The 23,099-nt window shown below is 72.0% G+C and carries 19 protein-coding genes and 1 pseudogene; 7 read left to right on the top strand and 13 right to left on the bottom strand.

The window, feature by feature from the left end:
• The 6 genes from E1286_RS33110 to E1286_RS33085 form a co-directional block, all read right to left on the bottom strand.
• The coding region (locus E1286_RS33110; RefSeq protein WP_246075421.1) for an ABC transporter ATP-binding protein at positions 1 to 775 on the bottom strand (775 nt) is incomplete at its 3' end.
• Positions 772 to 1,683, bottom strand: a complete 912-nt coding sequence (locus tag E1286_RS33105) for an ABC transporter permease (protein ID WP_132618796.1) — start codon at positions 1,681 to 1,683, stop codon at positions 772 to 774. The genes E1286_RS33105 and E1286_RS33110, both read right to left, overlap by 4 nt.
• Positions 1,680 to 2,666, bottom strand: a complete 987-nt coding sequence (locus E1286_RS33100) for an ABC transporter permease (protein WP_132618794.1) — start codon at positions 2,664 to 2,666, stop codon at positions 1,680 to 1,682. The genes E1286_RS33105 and E1286_RS33100 overlap by 4 nt, the downstream gene beginning before the upstream one ends.
• Before the next feature lie 82 nt (positions 2,667 to 2,748).
• Positions 2,749 to 5,100, bottom strand: coding sequence for an AAA family ATPase (locus tag E1286_RS33095; RefSeq protein WP_132618792.1), 2,352 nt, complete (start codon positions 5,098 to 5,100; stop codon positions 2,749 to 2,751).
• Positions 5,101 to 5,164: 64 nt separating this feature from the next.
• Positions 5,165 to 6,061 (bottom strand): haloalkane dehalogenase, encoded by an 897-nt coding sequence (locus E1286_RS33090; RefSeq protein ID WP_132618790.1) that lies wholly within the window; start codon positions 6,059 to 6,061, stop codon positions 5,165 to 5,167.
• Positions 6,062 to 6,073: 12 nt separating this feature from the next.
• Complete coding sequence (locus E1286_RS33085) at positions 6,074 to 7,801, bottom strand: tetratricopeptide repeat protein (protein WP_132618788.1); 1,728 nt, start codon at positions 7,799 to 7,801, stop codon at positions 6,074 to 6,076.
• A 238-nt stretch (positions 7,802 to 8,039) separates the two neighbouring features.
• On the opposite strand from E1286_RS33085, the gene E1286_RS33080 reads away from it, so the two are divergent.
• From E1286_RS33080 to E1286_RS33070, 3 genes are read left to right on the top strand one after another with little or no spacing between them, the layout of a single operon-like run.
• Complete coding sequence (locus E1286_RS33080) at positions 8,040 to 9,566, top strand: MFS transporter (RefSeq protein ID WP_132618786.1); 1,527 nt, start codon at positions 8,040 to 8,042, stop codon at positions 9,564 to 9,566.
• A 35-nt stretch (positions 9,567 to 9,601) separates the two neighbouring features.
• Entirely contained in the window at positions 9,602 to 10,267 is a 666-nt protein-coding gene (locus E1286_RS33075) for a DoxX family protein (protein ID WP_165970020.1), read from the top strand.
• Positions 10,268 to 10,285: 18 nt separating this feature from the next.
• Positions 10,286 to 11,116: a PhzF family phenazine biosynthesis protein gene (locus E1286_RS33070; RefSeq protein ID WP_132618782.1), complete on the top strand. Its 831-nt coding sequence runs from the start codon at positions 10,286 to 10,288 to the stop codon at positions 11,114 to 11,116.
• Between the two features lie 3 nt (positions 11,117 to 11,119).
• Here the strand turns inward: E1286_RS33070 and E1286_RS33065 are convergent, their stop codons facing one another.
• From E1286_RS33065 to E1286_RS33045, 5 genes are all read right to left on the bottom strand, one after another.
• Positions 11,120 to 11,950 (bottom strand): 5-oxoprolinase subunit C family protein, encoded by an 831-nt coding sequence (locus E1286_RS33065; RefSeq protein ID WP_132618780.1) that lies wholly within the window; start codon positions 11,948 to 11,950, stop codon positions 11,120 to 11,122.
• The gene (locus tag E1286_RS33060; RefSeq protein ID WP_132618778.1) at positions 11,947 to 12,555 is read right to left on the bottom strand and encodes a 5-oxoprolinase subunit B family protein; all 609 of its coding nucleotides are present in this window, start codon (positions 12,553 to 12,555) and stop codon (positions 11,947 to 11,949) included. Before E1286_RS33060 ends, E1286_RS33065 begins: the two co-directional genes overlap by 4 nt.
• The gene (locus tag E1286_RS33055; protein WP_132618776.1) at positions 12,552 to 13,307 is read right to left on the bottom strand and encodes a LamB/YcsF family protein; all 756 of its coding nucleotides are present in this window, start codon (positions 13,305 to 13,307) and stop codon (positions 12,552 to 12,554) included. The genes E1286_RS33060 and E1286_RS33055 overlap by 4 nt, the downstream gene beginning before the upstream one ends.
• Before the next feature lie 51 nt (positions 13,308 to 13,358).
• The gene (locus tag E1286_RS33050) at positions 13,359 to 14,849 is read right to left on the bottom strand and encodes a hypothetical protein (protein WP_132618800.1); all 1,491 of its coding nucleotides are present in this window, start codon (positions 14,847 to 14,849) and stop codon (positions 13,359 to 13,361) included.
• Between the two features lie 176 nt (positions 14,850 to 15,025).
• The gene (locus E1286_RS33045; protein ID WP_132618774.1) at positions 15,026 to 15,250 is read right to left on the bottom strand and encodes a hypothetical protein; all 225 of its coding nucleotides are present in this window, start codon (positions 15,248 to 15,250) and stop codon (positions 15,026 to 15,028) included.
• A gap of 154 nt (positions 15,251 to 15,404) precedes the next feature.
• On the opposite strand from E1286_RS33045, the gene E1286_RS33040 reads away from it, so the two are divergent.
• The 3 genes from E1286_RS33040 (at position 15,405) to E1286_RS33030 (ending at position 20,204) form a co-directional block, all read left to right on the top strand.
• Entirely contained in the window at positions 15,405 to 15,974 is a 570-nt protein-coding gene (locus E1286_RS33040; RefSeq protein WP_132618772.1) for an HhH-GPD-type base excision DNA repair protein, read from the top strand.
• A 244-nt stretch (positions 15,975 to 16,218) separates the two neighbouring features.
• Positions 16,219 to 18,312, top strand: coding sequence for a SpoIIE family protein phosphatase (locus E1286_RS33035; RefSeq protein WP_132618770.1), 2,094 nt, complete (start codon positions 16,219 to 16,221; stop codon positions 18,310 to 18,312).
• Positions 18,313 to 18,554: 242 nt separating this feature from the next.
• Positions 18,555 to 20,204, top strand: coding sequence for an RNA polymerase sigma factor (locus E1286_RS33030; RefSeq protein ID WP_132618798.1), 1,650 nt, complete (start codon positions 18,555 to 18,557; stop codon positions 20,202 to 20,204).
• A 67-nt stretch (positions 20,205 to 20,271) separates the two neighbouring features.
• On the opposite strand, the gene E1286_RS33025 is transcribed toward E1286_RS33030, so the two are convergent.
• Positions 20,272 to 21,006: a YaaA family protein gene (locus tag E1286_RS33025; protein ID WP_132618768.1), complete on the bottom strand. Its 735-nt coding sequence runs from the start codon at positions 21,004 to 21,006 to the stop codon at positions 20,272 to 20,274.
• Between the two features lie 64 nt (positions 21,007 to 21,070).
• Here E1286_RS33025 and E1286_RS33020 point away from each other — a divergent pair, with 64 nt between their 5' ends.
• Positions 21,071 to 22,012: a hypothetical protein gene (locus E1286_RS33020; RefSeq protein ID WP_132618766.1), complete on the top strand. Its 942-nt coding sequence runs from the start codon at positions 21,071 to 21,073 to the stop codon at positions 22,010 to 22,012.
• A gap of 6 nt (positions 22,013 to 22,018) precedes the next feature.
• Here E1286_RS33020 and E1286_RS52210 read toward each other — a convergent pair.
• Positions 22,019 to 22,777: pseudogene (locus E1286_RS52210) on the bottom strand (IS5 family transposase).
• Positions 22,778 to 23,099: the final 322 nt, after the last annotated feature.

Below are 23,099 nucleotides of genomic sequence, written 5' to 3'. Positions count from 1 at the left end.
GGTCCACCCGCGGCACCGAGCCGAGCAGCCCCACGGTGTACGGCATCCGCATCCGGTAGTAGATGTCGTCCACCGCGCCCACCTCGACGGGGCGGCCGGCGTACATGACCATCACCCGGTCGGCGAACCCGGCGACCACCCCGAGATCGTGCGTGATCATGATGATCGCGGCGCCGGTCTTGGCCTGCGCCTTCTTCAGCACCTCCAGCACCTGGGCCTGGATGGTGACGTCGAGCGCCGTGGTCGGCTCGTCGCAGATGATCACGTCGGGGTCGTTGGCGATGGCCATCGCGATGACCACCCGCTGCCGCATGCCGCCGGAGAACTCGTGCGGGAACGCCTGCGCCCGCTCCGACGGGCGCGGGATGCCCACGAGGTCGAGCAGCTCGACGGCCTTGACCAGCGCGGTCTCCTTGCTGACCCGCTGGTGCACGCGGACGGCCTCGGCGATCTGGTCGCCCACCCGGTAGACCGGCGTGAGCGCCGACAGCGGGTCCTGGAACACCATCGAGATCGACCTGCCGCGAAAGGAGTTGAGCTCGCGTTCAGGGGCGCCGATCAGCTCCTTGCCGTGCAGGCGTACGGAGCCGGTGACGCGCGCCCCCGGCGGCAGCAGGCCCATGACCGCGGCCGAGGTGACCGACTTGCCGGAGCCGGACTCGCCCACGATGCCGAGGACCTCGCCGCGGCGTACCGCGTAGCTCACCCCCCGCACGGCGTGGACGTCGCCGAACGACACGGTCAGGTCGCTGACCTCCAGGACCGGCTCGCTCACCGCCGCCCCCTCGATGAGGACGGGTCGAACGCGTCGCGCAGCGCGTCGCCGATGAGGTTGACCGCCAGCACGGTCACCACCAGCAGCCCCGCCACGAACCAGAACGTCCACGGCGCGTAGACGGCCGTCTTGGAGCCGTCGGCGATGAGCGTCCCGAACGACACGTCGGGCGGCTGGATGCCGAACCCGAAGTACGACAGCGAGGTCTCGGTGAGGATCGCGGTGCTGACGTTGAGCGTGGCGTCCACGATCAGCAGCGACGACAGGTTGGGGATCACGTGACGGAAGATGATCCGCACCGGCGGCACGCCCATGTAACGGGCGGCCTGGACGAACTCCCGCTGCTTCACCGAGATCGCCATCCCGCGCACGATCTTCGAGGTGACCATCCACAGGAACAGCGCCAGCATGATCACGAACAGCGCCCACTGCCCCGGCCCGAACACCGGCGACAGGATCGCCAGCACCAGGAACGCCGGCAGCACGAGCAGCAGGTCGGTCACCCAGCTCAGCGTCCGGTCGGTCCACCCCAGGAAGTAACCGGCGAACGCCCCCACCACGGCCGCCAGCGCCGTCGAGATCAGCGCCGCCAGCAGCCCCACGACGAGCGACTTCTGCATGCCGCGCAGCGTCACCGCGAACACGTCGGCGCCCGTTTGGAGCGTTCCGAACCAGTGGCGCGCCGACGGCGGCTGCATGAAGGCGGTGAAGTCCTTGTCGGTGTACGACCACGGGCTGACCAGCGGCCCCGCGAACGCCAGCAGGAACATCAGCGCGAGCACCGTGAAGCCGATCCGCCCCTGCGCCGAGCGGAAGAACCGCGCCGCCACCACCCGCGCCCGCGACGGCACCCTCATGATGGCGCCGTCGGAGAGTTCCTCGGCCAGCTGCTCCTCCGACAGCGTCATCCGGCCCGCACCCTCGGGTCGAGCGCCGCGTGCAGCAGATCGGAGGCGAGCGAGGCGGCCAGAACGGCCACGGCGGCGAGGAGCGAGATGGCGGCGACGGTGTTGACGTCGTTGCTGAAGATCGAGTTGATCAGCTGCTCGCCCAGCCCGTGCCAGCCGAAGATCTTCTCCGTGAAGGTGGCCCCCGTCAGCAGCGCGCCGAACGTGAACGCGAAGTACGTCATCACGGGGATCAGCGCCGTGCGCAGCGCGTGCCGGGTCAGCGCCTTGCGCCTGCTCAGCCCCTTGGCCCTGGCCGTACGGACGAAGTCGGCGCCCAGCACGTCGAGCATCATGTTGCGCTGGTAGCGGCTGAAGACGGCGATCAGCCCCACCGACAACGTGATCGTCGGCAGGATCAGGTGTTGCAGCCGGTCGACGACGTGGCCCCAGAAGCCGGTGGTCAGGCCGTCGCTGTACTCGCCGCTGACCAGGAACACGTGGCGGCCGAACACGTTCTCGTTGGCCCACGTGGCGACCAGGATGAGCATGTTGGCCAGCACCACCACCGGCACCGCGAGCACCAGGAAGGACAGCCCGGTCGTGAGCCGGTCGAACCAGCCGTACTGCCGCACCGCCGCGAGCGCGCCCGTGAGCACCCCGAGCAGGCTGCCGCAGATCAGCCCCACGATGACCAGCCGGAACGTGACGCCCATGCGGCGCTTGAGGTCTTCGTTGACGGGGGCGCCCGTCACCGTCTTGCCGAAGTCGCCGCGCAGCACGCCGCCCGCCCAGGTGGCGTAGCGCTGCAGCAGCGGCGTCTTGTCGTTGAGGTTGAGCGCGGTGAGCTGCGCGTCGACCACGGCCGGCGGGGGCTTCGGCGTGCGGTCGGCGTAGTTGGAGCGGGGGTCGAGCGCCGCGGCGGCCAGCAGGTAGGCGAGGCTGGCGGCGACCGTCACGAGCACGGCGTAGTTGAGCAACCTGCGGACCAGGAACCCCGCCATCGCTCCCCTTCCGACGCGCACCGCACGTAGCCATATTGCTACACCATGTGATGGACGCGCCGCAGGGAACCTTCAAATAAGGTCAACGGCCGGAGAGCTCGTCGACGGCGGTGCGCACGTCGTCGCTGGTGATGGTGGTCAGGTCGGCCGAGCTGGCGGTGCCGCCGCGGGTGGCGTGGGCGGCCAGGCGCACGTCGCGCCGCATGGCCGCGCGCTCGAACAGCGACCTGGCGAAGCGGCCGTTGCCGAGGCCGTCGATCAGCCGCTGCTCGCACACGTACGCGAAGACCTCGTCGAGGCGGCTCAGGGCGTCGTCGTCGAACCTGTCGCCCGACTTCTCGGCCTGCAGAACCGCGATCTCGCGCAGCTCGGCCGGGCTGTAGCTGGGGAAGGCCACCCGCTGGTTGAACCGGCTGGCCAGGCCGGGATTGGTGGCGAGGAAGGCGTCCATCTCGCGTTCGTAGCCGGCCAGCACGATGACGAGCCGGTCGCGGTCGTCTTCGGCCCGTTTGAGCAGGGTCTGCACGGCCTCCGCCCCGAACGCGTCGCCGCCCTGGTAGCCGGGGTTGGCCAGGCTGTAGGCCTCGTCGATGAAGAGCACGCCGCCGAGGGCGCGGTCGACCAGCTCGTTGGTCTTGATCGCGGTCGCGCCGAGGTGCTGGCCGACCAGGTCGGCCCGGTGCGCCTCGACGACGTCGGGGCGGGCCAGCAGGCCGAGGGCGGAGAAGACCCGGCCGAGCACGCGGGCGACCGTCGTCTTGCCGGTGCCGGGCGGGCCGGCGAAGACGAAGTGGCGCATCTGCTGCGGGGTGGGCAGCCCGCGCTCCTGCCGCATGCGGGCCACCTGCAGTTGGGCGGCGATCGCGTGCACCTGCCGCTTGACCGGCGCGAGGCCGGCCATCCGGTCGAGGTCGGCCAGCGCCTCCTCCAGCGTGGGCGTGGCGACGTAGCCGCGGAAGCGGGCGGTCAGCCCCTCGAACGCCTTGGTGACGTCGGGCGTCGTGGTGGTCACCAGGTCGTGGGTGCTCGGCGTGCCGCCCGCGCCCACCACGCGCACGTCGCGGGCCTGGGCGGCGGCCTCGACCAGGCTGCGGGCGAAACGGGCGTTGCCCAGCTCGTCGACCAGGCCGCGCCGGTGGACGTCGTCGTAGAGGCCGAGCAGCACCTTGCGGGTGTCGGTGGCCATCGTGTCGCCCCTGTGCCGCTGGAGCAGCTCGGTGACCTCGACCAGCTCGGCGGGGGAGTAGCCGGGGAAGCGCACGCGCGTGGCGAACCGGCTGGCCAGGCCCGGGTTGCTGGTCAGGAACGCGCCCATCTCCTGCTCGTAGCCGGCCAGGATGATGATCAGCCGGTCGCGGTCGTCCTCGGCCCGCTTGAGCAGGGTCTGCACGGCCTCGGCGCCGAAGCGGTCGGGCTGGCCGTCGGAGGAGTTGATCAGACTGTAGGCCTCGTCGATGAACAGCACGCCGCCGAGGGCGCGGTCGACCAGCTCGTTGGTCTTGATCGCGGTCGCGCCCAGGAACTCGCCGACCAGGTCGGCCCGCTGCGCCTCGACCACGTACGGGGTCTCCAGCAGGCCGAACGCGTAGAAGATCTTGGCGAGGGCGCGGGCCACGGTGGTCTTGCCGGTGCCGGGCGGGCCGACGAAGACGAAGTGGCGGGTGGGCCGCCCGGCGGTGTAGCCGGCCTCGGCGCGCAGCCGGGACGCCTCGATGGAGGCGGCGATCGAGCGCACCTGCTCCTTGACGGGGGCCAGGCCGATCATGCTCTCCAACTCGGCGAGCGCCTCCTCGACGGAGATCTGCGGCGGCGCGCCCGCCTTGTCGGACGCGGCCTCGGGCCTGCCCTCGCGGGCGCGTACGCGCAGCTGCTGCTCCTCGGCGGCGGCCACCTCGGCGCGCGCCCGGCGGGCCAGCACGAAGCGGTGGACCAGGACGGCGGCGGAGGCGGCGCAGGCGACCCAGACCGAGGCGTCGGGGGACAGCGGCGAGACGGCGGCGCCGAGCACGGCCGCGGGCAGCAGCGCCAGCAGCGTGGTCACCCACGGCGTCACCCAGCGGATGAGGTGGGCGGCGGCGGCCACCGGCAGCGCCAGCGCCACCATCAGGTGCACCGCGCCGGAGCCCGGCGGGAAGAGCGTGGAGAAGACCGGCAGCGCCACCACGACCCAGCCCGCGACCACCAGCGCGGTGGCGGCGGCGCGGGGGAAGCGCATGGTCAGCGCGACGAAGGCGAGCAGCAGGAGCACCAGGGGGAAGGTCTGCAGGAGATCCCAGCCCAGGGCCGCGCCCACGCCCATCGCGCCCACCAGGGCGACCACGTAGAGCACCCGGCGAACCGCCGGGGGCATCTGGAAATAACGCAGCCGAACCTTCTCGAACCGATCCCGCGCCGCGGCCCGCCCCGCGGCCTGGGCCCTGCCGGACTCACGCATCACGCCTCCCCGGTCCGCCCCCGGTTATACCGCACCGGACCGACGATTGGGCGGACCTGACACGCTAGGCGGTGGTCACGAAAACGGCGATCTGGCGGCCGAGCTCGGCGCCCGCGTCCTCCTGGAGGAAGTGCCCGGCGCCTTCGATGACGGGATGCCGCAGGCCGGCCGCCCCGGCCATCGATTCGCGCAACCGGGGCGCCATGCCGCCGGTGATCGGGTCTTTGTCGGAGAACGCCACAAGGAACGGCAGGTCGAGCGTGGTGAGGATCCGCCAGGCAGCGCGGTTGGCGGGCGCGGCCGGGTCATCGGGGGTGATCGGCACGAGCCCGGGCATCGCCCGCGGCCCCGCCTTGTACGACTCGTCCGGGAACGGCGCGTCGTACGCGGCCCGCACCCGCGGCGCCAGCTCGGTCCGGCAGCCCGCCTGCACCAGCCGGCCGACGTCGAGCACGGGCGCGTTCTCCACGGCGGCCCTGAACCGGTGCCACACCTCGGGCATGGGAGTGTCACCCGTGGGCAACCCCGTGTTGGCGGCCACGATCCTGGCGACGCGCTCCGGGTGTTCGGCGGCGACGCGCAGCCCGATCAGGCCGCCCCAGTCCTGGCCCACGACGGTGACGCCGTCGAGGCCGAGCGCGTCGAACAGCAGCGCGCGGGTCCACTCGACGTGCCGGGCGTAGGTGTGGTCGGCCGGGTCGGCCGGTTTGTCGGAGCGGCCGAACCCGATCAGGTCGGGCGCGATGGCCCGCAGCCCGGCCGCGGCCAGCTCCCGCATGACGTGGCGGTAGAGGAACGACCAGCTGGGCTCGCCGTGCAGCAGCACGACCGGCTCGCCGCCGGAGGGACCGGCCTCGACGTACGCCATGCGCGGGCCGCCGGGCAGCTCGGCGTAACGGGGCTCGTAGGGGAAGTCGGGCAGGTCGCGGAAGCGCTCGTCGGGGGTGCGGAGGAAACGCATGGACCGATGCTCTCACCCGCGCCGCTGGTGGCGGCCGGGGAACTCGCCGACCTGCACCTGCTTGGGCGTGACGCGCAGGACGTCGGCGTCGGCCAGCGCGACGCCGCGCACCTCCACCCAGAAGCGTCGTTGCAGCGGGTCGGAGGCGAACACCGCCACCCTGGGGTCCTCCTCGACGGCCTCCCACACCTCGGCCTCGGCGATCAGGCGCAGCTCGCCCGAGGACGTCACGGAGGCGACCGCGCCCGCGACCCGCGGCCCCAGGGGGTCGCCGTAGGACAGGACGACGCCGCGGGCGTACGAGAAGGCCTGGCGCACCTCAGGGTCCAGGCCGACCGACGGCTCGCCGCCCACCGGCAGGTCGCACATCAGCAGCGACGAGCGCCACGGCCCTGGGCCGCCGCGCCACCACGCGCGCGCGGCCCGTACCGCGAAGACGGGCACCACCAGGCCGAGCGCGCCCAGCCCGATCCGCCACGCCCACGCCGACCCCAGCAGCCCGCCCGCCGCGCAGGCCGGCCCGGCCAGTGCCACGAGCCCCGCCGCGGCGCGCAGGGGCAGGTCACCGCGGTGCCGGGCGCGCAGGTAGCCCCGCACCATCGGGTACGGCACCGCCACCGCCGCCACGGCCGCCCGCGGCTCCACCACCAGCGCCCCGGCCGCCACCATGACCAGCGCCGACCACGTCCGGCCGAGCACGATCCACAGCGCCACGCCCGCGTTCCGCCGCGCCGTCCGCTCGGCCGCGGTCGCCGGCGCCGTCTCGGCGAGCGCCCGCAGCGGACGCCCCCGCCACATCTCGGCCAGCGCCCGTACGGCCGCCAGCGCCGGCCAGCCCAGCACCGCGATCCCCGCCAGCCCGGCCCAGACGGGGTCCAGCGCGGACGGCACCGCGGCCAGCACCAGCCAGGCGGCGTACGCGGCCACCGCCACCGCCGCCGACACCGCGTCCGCCCCGAGCCAGGGATCCCGGCCGAACATGGCAGGCACGTACGACCAGAGGCCGACCCGCCGCGCGTGCCGGACCGTGAGGGGCACCAGCAGCGCCAGCACGGCGAACCCGCCGATCTGCGCCTGGGCGCCGAGGTCCAGCAGGAAGGCGCAGGCCGCGACCGCCACCGTGGCCACCGCGACCAGCAACCGGGCCTGCCGCGACCAGACCTCCAGCGCCCGCCTGGCCCGGCCGGTCTCGCGCGGGCCGATCGGCCAGGCCGGGTCGTGGTGCGGGCGGGGACGCTCCCAGCGCAGCAGGGCCAGGGCCAGGTTCACCCGGGCCTGCGGGTGCCCGGGGTCGAGGGCGAGCGCGGCCCGGTAGCGGCGTTCGGCGCCGGCGTGCTCGCCGCGCAGCAGCGCCAGGTCGCCCAGCATGACCTCCGGGGCCGGCTGCTCGGGTGCGAACTTCGCGGCCAGCCTGGCGTGCGCGACCGCCTCGGCCCAGCGGCCCGGCATCCGGCGCAGCGCCGCGGCCAGGCGCAGCCGGGCCGGCCACGAGCCGGGCGCCAGGTCAACGGCCCGCTCGGCGAACGGCACGGCGTCGGCGTCGCGGCCGAGGCGTTCGTGGGCGAGGCTGATGAGCCGGTGCGGCCACTCGGCGGCCGGATCGAGGTCCGCGGCCCGGCGCGCCGCCTCCAGCGCCGAGTCGGGGCGGCCGGCGTTCAGCCTGGTCAGGGCCTCGTCACACCATTCGCGTGCGGATCGGTCGGAGTCGTCGCCGTCAGTGCCGTCTGGATCGGTCCGCACGCGTCCATGATCGGCGGGCCAGCGAATCTTGGATAGATCTCGACATATGGCTGTATCTCTCTAGAGAGGTATGCGGCGTCGCGGATCGGCCGATACCGCCATCACCGGCGCGCGCCATGGCCTAAGCTGCCACGCAAGCCGGGAGCGCCGGAGCCGGCGGCGACAACATGCAGCACGGTTCCGCCGCCGACCACGCACGCGCGGGCCCTGTGACACGGATCGGCCTGCAGGGAGGGCCATGACCGTCACACAGTCCGCACCCCTCGTACGGACTGCCGAACGGGGGCACCCCGACCGCTGGCCCATCCTGGTCATCCTCTGCCTCAGCCTGCTGCTGACCACGGTGGACGCGACCGTCCTGCACATCGCGGTGCCCGCGCTGACCGCCGCGCTGGAGCCGTCCGCGGTGCAGCTGCTGTGGATCATCGACGTCTACTCCCTGGTGGTCGCGCCGCTGCTGGTCGTGTTCGGCACGCTCGGCGACACATACGGCCGCAGGCGGCTCGTCCTGGCGGGCTTCGTGCTCTTCGGCCTGGCCTCGGCCGCGGCCGCGTTCGCGCCGACCCCGCTCACCCTGATCCTGGCCAGGGCGCTGCTCGGCGTGGGCGGCGCCATGATCATGCCGGCCACGCTGTCGCTCATCCGCGAGGTGTTCACCGACCGGCGCGAGCGCGCCGTCGCGCTGGGCGTCTGGAGCGCGGTGGCGGCGGCCGGCGCCGCCGTGGGCCCCCTCGCCGGCGGCCTGCTGGTCGGCCTGTGGTGGGGCGCGGTCTTCCTCGTCAACGTGCCGATCCTGCTGGCGCTGCTGCCCGCCGCAGTCCGGCTGCTGCCGGAGTCGCCGGTGCGCGGGGGCCGGCCGTGGGACGCCGTCAGCGCCGTGCTGTCGGTGCTCGGCGTCCTGGCGCTGGCGTTCGGGCTCAAGGAGGCCGGCTCGGGCAGCCTGATGCCGCTGTGGGCGGCCACGCTGGTGTTCCTGGCGGGGCTCGCCCTGCTGGCCGCGTTCGTCCGCCGTCAGCGCCGGCTGGCCGTGCCGTTCCTGGACGTCGGGCTGTTCCGGCGGCGTGCGTTCACCACCGGGGTGCTGGGCGTGCTGCTCGGCGTGTTCGCGCTGGTGGGCCTGCAGCTCATGCTCGCCCAGTACCTGCAACTCGTGCTCGGTGACAGCCCCGTGCGGGCCGCGCTGCGGATGCTGCCGCTGGTGATCTCGGCCGTGATCGGCGGGCTCGCCGCGGCCCGCGTCCTGCCGAGGATCGGCCTGCGGGCCACCATGAGCGGCGGCCTCGCGCTCGTCGCCCTGGCCCTGACCCCCACCCTGACGTGGGGCGTCGAGGGTCATCCCGTGATGCTGGCGGTGTGCTTCGTCGGCATCGGGTTCGGGGTGCAGGTCGCGCTGCTGGCCGCCTCCGACACGATCATGGCGTCGGTGCCCGAGTCCCGGGCGGGCGGGGCCGCGGCCATCGAGGAGACCGCGTACGAGCTGGGCGCCGGGCTGGGCGTGGCCGCGCTCGGCACGGTCACCGCCCTCGCGTACGCCCCCGGACTGCCCGCCGTGCCCGGAGTGCCCGCCGGCGGCATGGACCAGGCCAGGCAGTCGCTGGCCGCCGCCGCGCACGTCGCCGACGAGATCGGCGGCGCCACGGGCGGCGCGCTGCTCGACGCCGCCCGGTGGGCCTTCGTCAATGCCCTGCACACGACCGTGGTCGTGAGCGTCGTCCTGCTCAGTCTGACCGCCGTCGTGGTGGCCATGCTGCTCAGCCGTGATTGAGGTGTGCCATGTCCCGAATAGGGCAGACAAATACCGTGAAGCAGGCCCTTCGTGATCTCGCCGCATTAGTCGCTCGCCTAGGCGTCGGCGGCATCTTCTTCGCCAACGGCTGGGCCAAGCTCGAAGACGGACTGAAGATCACCGGAGCCAAGTTCCTCGAACAGGGCGCCCCCGCGCCCGGCGCCTGGGCCACCGTCACCATGCTCGCCGAGCTCATCGGCGGGGCGCTGCTCATCGCGGGCCTCGCCGTCTCGGTCACCGGCCTCGTGCTCTTCGCCGAGGCGCTGGCGGTCTTCCTGGTGGCCCCGCCGCTCAACCCCATAAGCCTGAACGAGCTCATCCTGCTCGGTGCGGCCTCCCTGCTGCTCGCCGTGGTCGGCGCGGGCCGCGTCTCCGTCGACCACATGGTGGTGATCCGGCGCAGGGAGTCGGAGGCCGCCGACGAGTTCGCCGCCGACACCGAGGCCGACCGCGTCATCGCGTCGTTCAAGGAGCCCGACAAGCCCGCCGGCGACGCGCCCGCGAAGGAGCCGGAGCCCGTGGGGGACACCGCGCCGCACCCCCGCCCGCGCGCTTCCGGAGGCGACGCCAAGACCGTCGAGGCGAAGACCGCCGAGGAGCCCGCCACCGCGCCCGGCGACACGCTGGTGGCCGGCCGCAAGAAGCCGTCGTCGCGCAGCCGCCGAACCACGACCGACTGACCTGGCAGACTCCGTCCCATGAAGCGGCCTTTCACCCAGGTTGATGTGTTCACCGCCACGCCGTACCTCGGCAACCCGCTCGCCGTCGTCCTCGACGGCGACGAGCTGAGCACGGAGGAGATGCAGCGGTTCGCCGCCTGGACGAACCTGTCCGAGACCACCTTCCTCCTGCCGCCGACGACCCCGCAGGCCGACTACCGGGTGCGCATCTTCACCCCCGAGACGGAGCTGCCCTTCGCCGGCCACCCCACCCTGGGCTCCTGCCACGCCTGGCTGGAGGCCGGGGGCAAGCCGCGTACGGACGGGGTGGTCGTGCAGGAGTGCGGCGCCGGCCTGGTGACCCTGCGCCTGACGGACGACGGGCCCGCCTTCCACGCGCCGCCGCTGGTGCGCTCCGGCCCGGTGGAGGAGGAGCTCCTCGAACGGATCGCCGCCTCGCTGGGGATCGCCCGCGGTGACGTCGTGGACGCCGAGTGGGCCGACAACGGGCCCGGCTGGGTCGGCGTGCTGCTGAGGGACGCCGAGTCGGTGCTGGCGCTGCGGCCCGGCCGGGTGCCCGTGGACGTGGGCGTGGCGGGTCCGTACCCGGAGGGGTCGCCGTACGCCTTCGAGGTGCGGGCGTTCTTTCCCCACCGCGGCTCCACCGTCGAGGACCCGGTGACCGGCAGCCTGAACGCCGCACTCGGGCAGTGGCTGCTGCGCACGGGCCGGGCGCGGGCGCCGTACGTGGCCTCGCAGGGCACGGTCGTCGGACGGGCGGGACGCGTGCGCGTCTTCGCCGACGACCAGGGAGACGTCTGGGTGGGCGGCTCCGTCGTCACCTGCGTCAGCGGCCACGTCGAGCTGTGAGCCTCAGCCCCGCAGCGTGAACCGTACCTCGTCGCCGGGCCGCAGCTGTGCCGCGACCGGGACGTCCGCGGCCCGCACCACCCCGATCACCGGATAGCCGCCCGTCGGCGGGTGGTCGGCGAGGAAGACGATCGGCTGCCCGCTCGGTGGCACCTGCACCGCGCCGAGCACCATGCCCTCGCTCGGCAGCTCACCCCGGCGGGCGCGCACCACCTCGGGCCCGCGCAGCCGCACGCCGACGCGGTTGCTGTCCTGCGTCACGGTGTACGGCCGCGCGCACAGCCCGGCCGGCGCCCCGGGCGCGAACCAGTCGTCGCGCGGCCCCGGCAGGATCCGCAGCACGGCCGGCCGCGGCCCCGGCGGCGGCGCCAGGTCGGCCGAGATCTCGCCCAGGGGCCGCCCGACCGGCAGCAGCGTGCCCGGCCGCAGCGGCGCCGGCCCCAGCCCGGACAGCGAGTCGGTGGAGCGGCTGCCGAGGACCGGCTCGACCTCGATCCCGCCGCGTACGGCCAGGTAGGTGCGCAGCCCCCACACCGGCGGCCCGAGCCGCAGCTCCGCGCCCGCCGGCACCCAGAACGGCGCCCCCATGTCCGCCCCCGACGCCAGGGGCGCGCCCGCCAGCGCCACCCACGCCGCGTCGTGGAAGCGCAGCCGCGCCATCCCGAACGTCAGCTCCACGCCCGCCAGCCCCTCGGGGTTGCCGACGAGCCGGTTGGCCAGCCGCAGGCTCGGCGCGTCGGCCGCTCCCGAGCACGGTACCCCCAGGTGCGCCAGACCCGGGCGGCCCAAATCCTGCACGGTCGCGTACGGACCGGGCGCCACCACCTCGATCATGCGGGCTCGAACCGTACGCGCATGCCCGGCCGGAACAGCGACGGCGGGTCGGCGCTCACGTCCCACACCGGTGTCGAGGTGCGCCCGAGCAGCCGCCACCCGCCCGGCGAGGCCGCCGGGTAGACCGCGGAGTAGGGCCCGGCCACGGCCACCGACCCGGCGGGCACCGAGGTGCGCGGCGTGTCCAGCCGGGGCATGTGCAGCACCGGGTCGAGCCCGGTCAGATAGGCGAACCCCGGCGCGAACCCGAGCCACCCCACCACGAGCTCCCGCCCGGTGTGCCGGGCGATGACCTCCTCCACCGGCAGGCCCGCCAGCCCGGCCACCGACTCCAGGTCGGCGCCGTCGTAGACCACGGGGATCGTGACGACCGGCCCGTCGGTCATCCCCGCCCCCTCGCGTACCTGGTCCGTCAGGGACGACAGCCGCGCCCGCAGTCGCTCGCGGTCGGCGCCGGGCGCCACCACGAGCACGGTCTCGGGCCCCGGCACGATCTCCACGACCTCCTCCGGCCGCTCGGCCCGCAGCGCCGCGTCCAGCCGGTGGGACGCCTCCAGCGACCCGGTCTCCACGAGCAGCCCGTGCTCACCGGCCGTCCGGATCACGCGAACGCCTGCAGGACCACTCCGGCCGCCAGCAGCGCGTCGCGCACCTCCCGCGCCAGCCGGACCGCGTCAGGCGTGTCACCGTGGACGCACAGCGAACGGGCCGGTACGGGCACCGAACTTCCGTCGACGGCCGTCACGCGGCGCTCCACGGCCATCTGACGGGCCCGCGCGGCCACCGCCGCCGGGTCGTGGACGACCGCGCCCGGCTCCCGGCGCGGCACCAGGGTGCCCTGCGGCGTGTAGGCCCGATCGGCGAACGCCTCGCTCACCGTCGGCACGCCCTCGGCCGCGGCCACCTTGTGCACGACCGACCCGGGCAGCGTGAGGACCGGCAGCGAGGGGTCGTAGTCGGCCACCGCGTCGATCACCGCCGCCGCCTGGACCTCGTCGCGGACGATCCGGTTGTAGAGCGCGCCGTGCGGCTTGACGTACGAGACCCGCCCGCCCATCGCCCTGGCGATGCCGTCGACGGCGGCCAGCTGGTAGAGCACCTCCGCGCACAGCTCCTCGGGCTCGACGTCCATCTCCCTGCGCCCGAAGTGCGCCAGGTCGCGATAGGACACCTGCGCGCCGATCGTCACGCCGCGGTCGACGGCCGCCGCGCACGTGCGCCTGATCGTCACCGGGTCGCCGGCGTGGAAGCCGCAGGCGACGTTGGCGCTCGTGACGACGTCGAGCAGGGCGAGGTCGTCGCCGAGCCGCCAGATGCCGAAGCCTTCGCCGAGGTCCGCGTTCAGGTCGATCACCATGGCTCCATCATGGCCGCAGGTGAGCCCTCGGCGCGACGCACACCCGCTATCTCAGATTTCGTCCGGGATGTCGGCGATGTCGTCAAGTGCGGAGGCCAGCTCGTCGGGGTCGCCGCCGATCCGCTCGGCGATCTCGATCAGCACGTGCAGCACGTCGTGGCGGTCGTGGCCGAGGTCGAGCAGGCGCTGCGCGGCCTCCCACAGCTGCGGCGGGTCGCCGTCCCACAGCCGGGTGGCGATCTCCTCGTGCCAGGCCAGGTGCTCCTGGTCGATCAGCCCGCCGTGGTCGATCTCGAGTAACGTACGCCGGTCCGCCTCGTCGGCCGGGTTGAGCCGGTCGAGGTCGACGCCGTTGTGCGTGCCCTGCAGATAGGGGAACGCGAACGCCCGCCTGGCCAGCGCCGACAGGTCGCAGTCGGGCAGCAGCCGCTCCAGCAGCGGCCGGTCGATCCCGAACGACGTCGGGTCCCGGTAGGCCTCGGGGAACTTCCCGGTGGCCTCCCACACCGCGTCGAGCGTCGCCTTGAGCCCCTGCTCCGGCAGCCCCGTGCGGCGGGCGGCGAAGCGCACCCACGCCGACAGCACGTGCGGCATCGCCTCCTGCTCGGCCACGCTCAGCATCACCTTGCGCGGCAGCCAGTCGAGCAGGAACGTCTCGCACTTGGTCGGGCTCACCCGCAGCGGCCGGTTGAAGTCGCGCTCGCACCCGTAGTCGATGATGTGGTCGGCGCAGCGCGAGGCCGCCGACGGGTCGGACAGGTGCTCGGCCGCGTCGGAGGCGAGGAACTCCGCCGCCAGCATGGCCCGCCGCTCCCTGCTGTACGGGGCCTCGATGTGCAGCGGCGCCGGCCGCTTGCGCCCCGGGGGCAGCGCCTTGAGCCGGGCCCTGGCGAAGGCGTGGTAGGCGCTGTAGCTGTCGCTCACGGGCGGCGGGGTCTTGGGCTCCATGGTGGCCTTCATCGCCGACTCCAGCAGCGCCCTGGCCTGCTCGGGCTGGATCTCCTCGAACAGCAGCATCGGGTTGCCCGCCGCCTCTGCCCTGGCCTGCTCCAGAAGCTTGTCGACCTGGGAGGACACCCAGGCGTCGCGGGCCATGCCGTTCATGTTGTAGTCGACCACCATGACCAGCGCGTGGCGGTCGATCGGCTGCTCGCTCGCGCTCGGCCGGTAGGCGAAGGTGCAGATGACGGTGTCCTGGTCGCCGTAGGCGTCGCGGGAGACGTAGCCGCCGGTGGGCTTGACCGCGCCCACCCGGTCGGCCCAGCCGGGCCTGGCGACCCCCGACTCCATCATCGCCAGCGCCGCGCCCTCGGCCTTGGCGCCCTGGCGGGCGGTGCCGAGGTAGGCCAGGCAGATCAGCAACGTGAGCGAGGCGGGCGTGCCGGCCTTGGCGGCGTAGTCGACCAGGCCCTCGCCGAGCACCTGCTCGACGTCGCCGCCCCTGACCCGTCTGCCCCACCAGGCGCCGATCATGTCGGAGACCATCAGCTCCGCGTCGAGAGGGGAGCGCACGGCCAGCAGCTCGCGGGCCGCCTGCACCATCTCCTTGAAGACGTCGTCTGGCGGGGTGCTCTCCCGGGGATCTCGTCGGTGTCGGCGCACGCCCTCACTCTCTCGTATTCCAGGCGCGAACGGTGCGGAGAACACGACCCGGTGACCCCGATGTTATCGGGCAGGAACCTTTCGGCGGGCACGCGTGCGTGCGCCCGCCCACCGTGTTACCGGAGACCCCTGGGCGGGGGCGCCGAGTTGACGATCGCCAGCAGACGCTCACGGGCGATGCGTTCCACGATCTCGGGTGTCGCCGAGATGCCGAGGTGCTGCGCGCACGCGCACACGTCCGCGACGCAGCGGTCGATCGTGTCCACGGGTACGGTCAGGAACTCTTCGGCCAGCCGGTGACTGACCGGTTCCCGCAGGAACCGTGTGGCCAGAGCGAGCATAGGTGTGAGATTCCTCTGGAGACCTGGGGGCAAACCCCCAGGAACGTCTGCAGGGCGACTTGCGCTCTCATTTCATCTTTTCTCGGGCCTGTGTCAAGCCCCTGCGGAGGCTGTGTTCACTTCACGGCGCGCCCATTCATGCGAAGCTGTCTCCATGCGCATCCAGCTCGCCCAGCGGAGCGAGGCGGACGAGCTCCTCGGCCGCAGCCCGCTCGCCCTCCTCGTCGGCATGCTGCTCGACCAGCAGATCCCCATGGAGTGGGCGTTCACGGGGCCGTACACCATTTCCCAGCGGCTCGGTCATGACCTCACCGCCGCGGAGATCGCCTCCTACGATCCCGACGCGTTTGCCGCGCTGCTCGCGGAGAAGCCGGCCGTGCACCGCTACCCCAAGTCGATGGCCGCCCGCGTCCAGCAGTTCGCGGCCTACCTCGTCGAGCACTACGACGGCCGCCCGGAGCTGATCTGGGCCGACGTGAACGACGGCCATGAATTGTTGAAACGACTCATGGCCCTTCCGGGATACGGGAAGCAGAAGGCCCAGATTTTCTTGGCATTGCTGGGCAAGCAGTTGGGGGTCCAGCCGTCAGGCTGGCAGGAGGCAGCCGGACTCTACGGCGAGGAGGGGTCACACCGATCGGTCGCCGACGTGGTCGACGCCGACAGCCTGGCCCGCGTGCGAGAGGCCAAACAGGAGGCCAAGCGCGCGGCCAAGGCCCGGTAGCCGTGGCAGAAATCCGCGACGGCGACAGGGCGCTGTAACCTGATCTTGCTGCGCAACGTGGAGCGACTTTGACAGGATGCGTAGACCCGAGAGGCGACAGGGCCGCGGCGGGGGCTTCCGTCCGCACGTGCCCATCGCCGATGATGTACTGCAGGATCCGGTCGCCCGGAGCTGCGCTACGCCGATACACAGTTATGGAGATGTGCCGCGTGGGAGACCCTGGCACGCGACGGAGGTGCGGACGATGAGCGCCGAGACCTCCGTTCCCCGTCCCCGGGAGTCGGATGTGGACATCTCAGACTCCGCCCTCTTCAAGGGCCTGCTGTCCGAGGCCGAGTTCGCGTTCGCGTTCTTCGACGCCGAAGGCCGCGTCCAGCGGGTCAACGACCTCTTCAGCGACGTCGTCGGCGTGCCCGCCGACCGCCTGGCCGGCAGGACGCCCGCCGAGGCGCTGGCCGCCGACCTCAGCCAGGTCATCGGCCACGCGGTGCAGGCCGTCATCGACAGCGACGCCCCGGTCACCGAGGGCCGCGTACGCGTGCGCTCGGCCGGGGGCGACACGCGGCACTGGTCGTTGTCGTTCTCGCCGGTCCACGACGACGCGGGCGAGCTGCACGCCGTCGCCCTGATCGGCCTGGACGTGACCGAGAGCCGCCAGACCGAGGAGGCGCTGCGCCGCAGCGAGGAGCGCTACCGTTCGCTCGTCGAGGCGCAGTCGCAGCTCGTCTGGATCACCTCGCCCACCGGCGCCGTGATCGAGGACGCGCCCCAGTGGCGCGCCATCACCGGCCAGGGCCTGGAGGAATACCTCGCCAACGGCTGGCTGGAGGTCGTCCACCCCGAGGAGCGCCAGCAGACCGAGGAGGCCTGGCGCGAGGCGCTGCGCGGGCGCACCATGTTCGAGTGGAACTACCGCGTCCGCACCCGCGCCAGCGGCTACCGCCACTTCGAGGTGCGCGCGGTGCCGATCATCCGCCACGGCAGGGTGGTCGAGTGGGTCGGCGCCAACACCGACGTCACCCCGCAGCGCGAGGCCGAGGAGATGCGCGGCCGGCTGACCGACCAGCTCGGCGCCGCCGCCCTGCGCACCGCCCGGCTGCAAGGCGCCACCGCCATGCTGGCCGAGGCCCTGACGGTCGAGCAGGTCGTCCAGGTCATCATCGACGTGGGCCGCACCGCCCTGGCCGCCGACCGCTCGGCGGTCGCGCTGCTCGACACCGACCGCGCCGCGCTCAAGCTGATCAACGGCGAGGGCATCATGGAGGCATCGGGCGCCACGGGCGACGAGATCCCGCTGTCGCAGTCCAACGTCATGACCATGGCGGTCAACAGCCGCCGGCCGGTGTTCGCCGAGTCGCCCGAATCCCTGAAGGCACAGCTGCTGGAGGCGGGCGGCGACGAGGAGGTCCTGGCCCAGATGCTGGCCACCGGCGACGAGCGGGCCTGGGTGGGCCTGCCGCTGCTGGCGGCCGGGCGCGCCCTGGGAGCGCTCCGATTCTCCTTCACCAGGCCGCAGAAGATCTCCCAGGAGGACGGCGTCTTCCTGGAGGCCCTGGCCGGCCAGTGCGCGCTGGCGGTCGAGCGGGCCACCCTGTTCGAGCGTGAGCATCGCACCGCCGAGACGCTGCAGCGCAGCCTGCTGCCCGACCGCCTGCCGGTGATCAAGGGCCTGGTGCTGGCCCAGCGCTTCCGCTCGGGCAGCCGCCACGTCCAGGTCGGCGGCGACTGGTACGACGCCTTCGTGCTGCAGGACGGACGGGTCGCGGCGGTGGTCGGCGACGTCATGGGCAAGGGCGTCAAGGCCGCGGCCGGCATGGGCCGCATCCGCAACGCCATGCGGGCGCTGGCGCTGACCAATCCGCCGCCCGCGGCCGTGCTCACCGGGCTCGACCGCGTCTTCGAGGCCACCGAGGAGGAGGAGCAGGTCACCACGCTGGCCTACATGGTCGTCGAGCCGGTCACGGGCGAGGGCACGCTGGCGCTGGCGGGACACCCGCCGCCCGTCCTGGTCTCCCCGCAGGGCACCGCGATCCTGAGCGACGGCGAGCCCGGCACCCCGCTAGGCTGGCCGACCAGCCGCAGGCAGTTCCGGTTCGTGGTGCCACCCGGCCATACCGCCGTGCTCTACTCCGACGGCCTCGTGGAGAACAGGAAGCGCGGATTGGACGCCGGTTTGGCAGAGCTTTGCAGTGTTGTGACTGAAGCGCCGCCTGAGGTGGTGAGTAGTCCGCATATGCTGCTGGACTTCCTGGTTGACCGGATGTTGTCTGGATATGAACAGGATGATGACGTTACTGCACTCGCAATTCACGTCCCGCCAGCCACGAAGAGTGACTGAATGAAACAGTCATAACGGTTGCTTTCGGGTATCAGTGCCTCGCTTACGTACGCACTACTGTCTCGGTCGGCCTAGGGTGGAGGTCAACCGCCGGGAGGTGGCCGTATGGAGTGCGGGGTCGTGCCAGAATGCTGTGCAGGTCCGTCGCGGTCCGCACGGCCTCACCGATCTCCGAGAGAGGCAACAGCCCCCCAGCGGGCATCTGGGTCCATTGTCGCCACGCGTTCGTTCGAGAGGTGTTCGTGTCGCCTGCAAGTTCGACTCGCTCGAAGCCACAAGAGCTGAACGAGCCCGTCATTCAGCGACTGCTCGAGCGTGGGCGCTCGCAGGGTTTCCTCGAGTCTGAGGATGTCCGTCAGGCCTTCGAGGAGGCGGACATCCCCATGTCGCACGCCGCCGCGTTCTTGCGGAACCTCAGCAAAGAGGGCGTGACCGTGGTGGTGACCGCCGCGGATTCGGCTGCGCCGAAGAAGAAGTCTCGAGGTCCAGCAAAGCGTCAGACCGCCGCGCCAGTCAAGACCAAGGCTGCGGCGGCCGCCAAAGAGCAGCAGCCCGAGACCGTGACCGCGGTCGTCGGCACCACTGAAGCCGAGCCGGCCGCCAAGAAGGCGGCCCCTGCCAAGAAGGCCGCTCCGGCGGCCAAGAAGGCCGCGGCTCCCGCCGCCGCCAAGAAGGCCGAGCCGAAGAGCGCTGGGCCTGCCGACACCAAGCCGAAGGCGGCCGATTCCAAGGCCGACTCGGACGACGACGACCTCGAGCTCGACGGCGACGTGGTGCTGGAAGACCTCGAAGACCTCGACGTCGAAGACATCGTGGCCGAGGACGACAGCGAAGCGGACGGCGAGTCCGACTCCGACGACGACTCCGAAGACGAGGCCAAGCCCGCCCAGGTGGTCGTCGAAAAGACCGAGGACGAAGTCCTCATCCTCTCCGACGACGACGATGACGCCCCGGTCGCGCAGGTCGCCGCCGCCGGCGCCACAGCCGACCCGGTGAAGGACTACCTCAAGCAGATCGGCAAGGTCCCCCTGCTCAACGCCGAGCAGGAGGTCGAGCTGGCCAAGCGCATCGAGGCGGGCCTGTTCGCCGAGGAGCAGCTCGGCGGCGGCGAGACCGACTCCCTGCCGGTCGACGTCAAGGCCGAGCTGGAGTGGATCGCCGAGGACGGCCGCCGCGCGAAGAACCACCTGCTGGAGGCCAACCTCCGACTCGTGGTCTCGCTGGCCAAGCGCTACACCGGCCGCGGCATGCTCTTCCTCGACCTGATCCAGGAAGGCAACCTGGGCCTGATCAGGGCCGTCGAGAAGTTCGACTACACCAAGGGCTACAAGTTCTCCACCTACGCCACGTGGTGGATCCGGCAGGCGATCACGCGTGCCATGGCCGACCAGGCGCGGACCATCCGCATCCCGGTCCACATGGTCGAAGTGATCAACAAGCTGGCCCGCGTCCAGCGGCAGATGCTGCAGGACCTCGGCCGTGAGCCCACGCCGGAAGAGCTCGCCCGTGAGCTGGACATGACGCCCGAGAAGGTCGTCGAGGTCCAGAAGTACGGGCGCGAGCCCATCTCGCTCCACACCCCGCTGGGTGAGGAGGGCGACAGCGAGTTCGGCGACCTCATCGAGGACTCCGAGGCCATCGTCCCTGCCGACGCCGTCAGCTTCACGCTGCTCCAGGAGCAGCTGCACTCCGTTCTCGACACGTTGTCGGAGCGGGAGGCGGGCGTCGTCTCGATGCGCTTCGGGCTCACCGACGGTCAGCCGAAGACCCTCGACGAGATCGGCAAGGTTTACGGGGTCACCCGTGAGCGCATCCGCCAGATCGAGTCGAAGACGATGTCCAAGCTGCGTCACCCGTCCCGGTCCCAGGTGCTGCGCGACTACCTGGACTGACCTGGCTGTTTCGAACGAGCCCCGTGCGGGATTCCGCACGGGGCTCGTTCGCGTCACAGGCCGCGCGTCACAGGGCGACGTCGAGTGTCCAGGGGCGGTTGGGGCGCGGCGGTGCGGCGAGCTCGACGGCGTAGCCGCGGTCGGTCAGGTGTTTGGCCAGCTCGTCGGGGGTGGCAGGGTCGGCGCCCGACTCCAGCAGGGCCCGGGCGATCTCGCCGCGCGTGGCCTTGGCCATGTGGCTGACCACCTTGCCGTCGCGGAACACGCGTACCGTGACGGCCCGGTCGCCGGGCTGCCACGCGGCCGCGTACGTGGCCGAACGCAGGTCCACCACCAGCCCCGGCAGGCGGTCGAGCTGCCTGGCCAGCAACGGACGCCAGAACGCCGCCAGCCCGCCGAGCGGGGGCAGGCTGACGTCCATCGACAGGCGGTAGGGCGGGATGCGGTCGGTGATCCGTACGACGCCCCACAGGCCCGAGAAGATCAGCACCGTCTCCTCGGCCCGGCTCCGCGCATCGGCGCCCAGCGTGCCGAGGCCGAGGCTGTCGTAGAGGACGCCGGTGTAGAGCTCGGCGGCGGGGAGCGAGGGGGCCGTCTTGAGCGCGGCGTTCTTGACGAGCTCGCCTTTGAGCCCCGGGGTGAGGCCGAGGACCTCCAGGGCGTCGCGCCGCTTGGAGGCCCGGATGAGCGCGTTCAGCACCCGGGTGCGGGGCTTGCCGAGAGCGGGGAAGGACAGGTCACCGACGGGCGGGCCGCTGCCCTCCGACGCCTTGCCTTCAGACGGCGGCAGCAGAATCAACACCGTGCCAGGTTATTGCTCCCCGGCCACCGACCGTGGCCGGGCTCCGTCGCGGGGGTGACCGTGTGTGACGGGTTTGTTCTTCTGTTACGGCGGTGCCGGGTGGGCACCATCCACCGACCGTGGCTGGGCTCTGTCCAGGGAGACGCTCACCAGGTGGAGCCGCCGCACCACCGCTACGGCGCCCTCTGGGCCGCCTCCTTCGCTTGCCGGCGACCATCTCCTCCGGCGCCTCAGTGGCGGACGCTTCACAGCCCTTCAGGGATGGCCGCCTTCACAGGCCCTCAGCGGGGGGCTCCTCGATTATGCGAAGATCATCGTCCATTCACCCACCGATGATCTGAGAGGCCATCACGTGGATGCCGGACGGCCTTCGACCGACGAGGTGTTCGGGCACTATCAACGGCTGGTCAGCGAGCCAGAGTTGGATGTGGCGGCGTGCTGGGCGGTCGTGGTTCCCGACGACGGCGTGGGCTCTCTCACCTTGTCCGAAGTGAGCGCACGGCTGGGCGGAGGGACCAGCTATGAACTGCACGAAGTGGCGAAGCCCCACTTCGTCAACCTCCCCTTGTGCCGTCCAGGCCCGTGCGCGGTCGTGGACCGATCCGGTGCGACGGTCGTCTTGTACGGGTTCGAGGATCTCGGGTACCCGAGCGGAGCGCTCCGGCGGCTGGCGTCGCATGCCCGGGTCTACAGCGCCTGGTGGAACGTCAACTTCGTGAACCGCCTGTCCCTCACCGTGAACGGCGAAGTCCTTGTATCGATCAACGGACTGTTCCCGGGACGTCCTGAGGATCACCCGAACCTGGCGTCATGGCCCGAACTGACGGCGATGGGCGAGTTCTTCCTCGACTACGTGGACGAAGAGTTCACGGGGAGAGACGACAACTGGGACTGGAGGGCAGGTTTCCTTACGGCCATCGAACTGGCCACAGGGGTGAGGCTGGACCGACAGTGGCTGGACGTGGAACATCCCTATCTGGTCTTCTCGGGCCCCATCGCAGGGTGAGGCACATCAGGAGACGAGACCTCGCCAGCAGATGATTGCGGCGGTCACATCCATGAACGCCTCATGGATGCCGTCGCGGATCACCTGGCGGACGCGCAGGCGGCCGAACCCCGTGCAGCAGCGCGATCGCCTGCTCGATCACCCACCGATGTGTACCCAGGCCGGAGCCGTGCTCGGTACCCCGGCGGGTGATGACCGGCTTGACCGCGGTACTTGTCGTGGTCGTATCCCCGGTCTGCGTACAACTCCCCGAGTCGCCGGCGGGGCCCACCCACGCACCGGTGGGATCGACCGGAGCAGCGGCATGACCTGGGTGACGTCGTTGCGATTGTCGCCGGTCAGGGCGAGGGGGAAGCCGTTGCCGTCGGCGATGACGTGGTGCCGGGAGCCCGTCTTCCCTCGGTCGACCGGGCTCGGACCCGTTTCGGACCGCCCTTCAGCGCCCGGATGTGGAGCTGTCGATCACCGCGTTGGCCCAGTCCATCCGGTCGGGGGCGTGCCATTCCGCCGACAGCAGATGGTTCCTTCTGCCACACCCCGGCGGCGTGCCAGTCCCGCAACGGGCGCCAACAGGTCATCCCTGAACGGAAGCCCGACTCCTGCGGCAGGAATTCCCAGGCGATCCCGGTGTAGAGCACGAACAAGTTGCCCGACAGCACCTTGCGGTCGTCCAGGCGCTTACGTCCCGGATGATCGGCACGGCGGAGGCCACCGGCAACAGCGGTGGATTCGAGCCCACAACTCATCCGGCACGATCCATGGCACTCCAGGCCCTTGCTCACGCCGTGATCAACCCGGAGACGATCAACAGCCTTCCTAGATCATTTCGCAGGAGTTCTTGCACGCCATTCCGCGTAATTGCGCCCCGTAACCAGCCCAAAGCCGCACATCACCCTGGACGTAACACCACAGGCTTTGTCGCACGCCCGGCCGCGCCGGGCTGGGGAGAAGCCACCGCGCCCTGCCTCGGGCCGTAGCGTTGCACCCTGGCCCCGGTTGCGCTGTACCTGCCTTGGGTGGTCGTGCTGCACCTTGTCCCTGGGCGGTCGCGGCTGCCTGCTCACCGGTGCTCTCGTCTCTACGTGGA

Origin of the sequence: Nonomuraea terrae (assembly GCF_004348995.1) — a bacterium.
In the GTDB taxonomy this organism is placed as follows: Bacteria; Actinomycetota; Actinomycetes; order Streptosporangiales; family Streptosporangiaceae; genus Nonomuraea; species Nonomuraea terrae.
This window is presented reverse-complemented; position numbering and strand designations above follow the sequence as displayed.